This is a genomic window from Streptacidiphilus sp. ASG 303, from assembly GCF_020991365.1.
In the GTDB taxonomy this organism is placed as follows: domain Bacteria; phylum Actinomycetota; class Actinomycetes; order Streptomycetales; family Streptomycetaceae; genus Peterkaempfera.
The window spans coordinates 1-2,052 of record NZ_JAJLRA010000070.1; the positions used below are offsets into that span (position 1 = coordinate 1).

Annotated in this window: 1 protein-coding gene; it reads left to right on the forward strand. The window is 72.0% G+C overall.

Features of this window, described 5'->3' with window-relative positions:
- Positions 1-2,052 (forward strand): AMP-binding protein (locus LO771_RS29930; protein WP_230748287.1); only part of this gene is annotated, 2,052 nt, incomplete at both ends.

Sequence of the window (2,052 nt, forward strand, 5' to 3'; positions counted from 1 at the left end):
TCGAGCTGAGCACCGACGACATCCAGCGCATCGTGGAGCGCGTGCCCGGCGGGGCCGCGAACATCGCGGACCTCTACCCGCTCGCCCCCCTGCAGGAGGGCATCTTCTTCCACCACCTCCTGGAGGCAGGCCAGCAGGACGTCTACGTCCAGCCCACCGTGCTGCGCTTCGACTCCCGGGAGAGGCTGGAGACCTTCACCGAGGCACTGCAGCACGTGGTGGACCGGCACGACATCCTGCGCACCGCCATCGTCTGGCAGGACCTCCCCGAACCCGTCCAGGTCGTCCTCCGCGAAGCCCCCATCCCGGTCGGCAGTGTGGTTCTGCGCCCGCAGACCGGAATGGACACGGCCGAACATCTGCTGGCGGCCTGCCCGGCGAGCATGGACATCGGCCGGGCCCCGCTGATCCGCATGTACACCGCGCAGGAGCCGGGCACCGGGGTCTGGCACGCGCTGCTCCAGGTCCACCACCTGGTTCTCGACCGCACCAGCTTCAGCATCCTGATGGGGGAGATCCGGGCGTTCCTGACCGGGCGGGAGGCGGCCCTGCCCGCGCCGCTGCCGTTCCGCGACTTCACCGCCCAGGCCCGGCTCGGCGTTCCGGCCGAGGAGCACCGGCGGTTCTTCGCCGCGCTGCTGGGCGACGTCACCGAGGCCACCGCGCCGTACGACCTGGTCGACGTCCGCGGCGACGGCACCGGCATCAACGAGCACAGGCTCACCCTCGACGCCGACCTCGCCGCACGCCTGCGCGCCCGCGCCCGCGACGCGGGCGTGAGCCCGGCCACCGTCTTCCACCTCGCCTGGGCACGCGTCCTGACCGTCCTCACCGGACGCGACGACGTCGTCTTCGGCACCGTCCTCCTCGGCCGCATGAACGCCGGCGCCGGCGCGGACCGCGTCCCCGGCCTGTTCATGAACACCCTGCCCGTCCGCGCACGCCTGGAGCGCGCCACCGTCGGCGGCGCACTGCGCTCGATGCACCGCGACCTCGCCGACCTCCTCGCCCACGAGCACGCCCCCCTGTCCGCAGCGCAGCAGGCCAGCGGACTGAACGGCACGCCCCTGTTCACCACCCTCCTCAACTACCGCTACACCCAGGAGACCGGGAACAGCGGTGAAACCGGGGGCGAGGTGCTCCCGGGCGTGGAAAGCATCCACAACCAGGAGCGGACCAACTACCCGCTGTCCGTGCACGTCGACGACACCTTCGACGGATTCCGCCTCACCGTCCAGACCGCGCCCTCCGTCGACCCGGCAACTCTCGCCGAGCGGCTGAAGACGGTGGTCGAGGGCATAGTCGACGCACTTGGGACCGTGGCGGACGCCCCGCTGCACACGCTCACCGCCCTCGACCCGGCCGAACGCCACCAGGTCCTGACCGACTGGAACGACACCGCGCACGAGGTCCCCGCCGGCACGGTGGTGGAGCTGTTCGAGGCGCAGGCCGCCCGCACCCCCGACGCCATCGCGGTGATCGACCCCGAGGGTGTCGAGGTGTCGTACGCCGAGTTGAACCGGCGGGTGAACCGTCTGACGCGGATGCTGGCCGAGTACGGTGCAAGTCCCGAGGACCGGGTGGGCGTGCTCATGCGGCGCTCGGCCGGGATGGTCGTCGCCCTGCTCGCCGTGCTGAAGAGCGGCGCCGCCTACGTGCCCCTCGACCCGGAACTGCCCGCCGAGCGCATCGCCTACATGCTCGACGACGCCCGACCCGCGATCCTGCTCACCAGCGGGGACATCGAGGGGCCGGAGTCCGCCGCCGTGGCGCGGACGGTTGTTGTGGACGCCGAGGCGACCGTCGGACGGCTGGCCGAACTGTCCCCCGACAACCCGGCCGCCGAAACCCGCCCGGCACCCTCGCACCCGGCTTACGTGATCTACACCTCCGGCTCCACCGGCCGCCCCAAGGGCGTCGCCGTCCCGCACGCGGGCCTGGTGAACCGTCTCGCGTGGATGCAGGGCGAGTACGGGCTGGGCCCGGGTGACCGGGTGCTGCAGAAGACCCCCTTCGGCTTCGACGTGTCGGTGTGGGAGTTCTTCTGGCCCG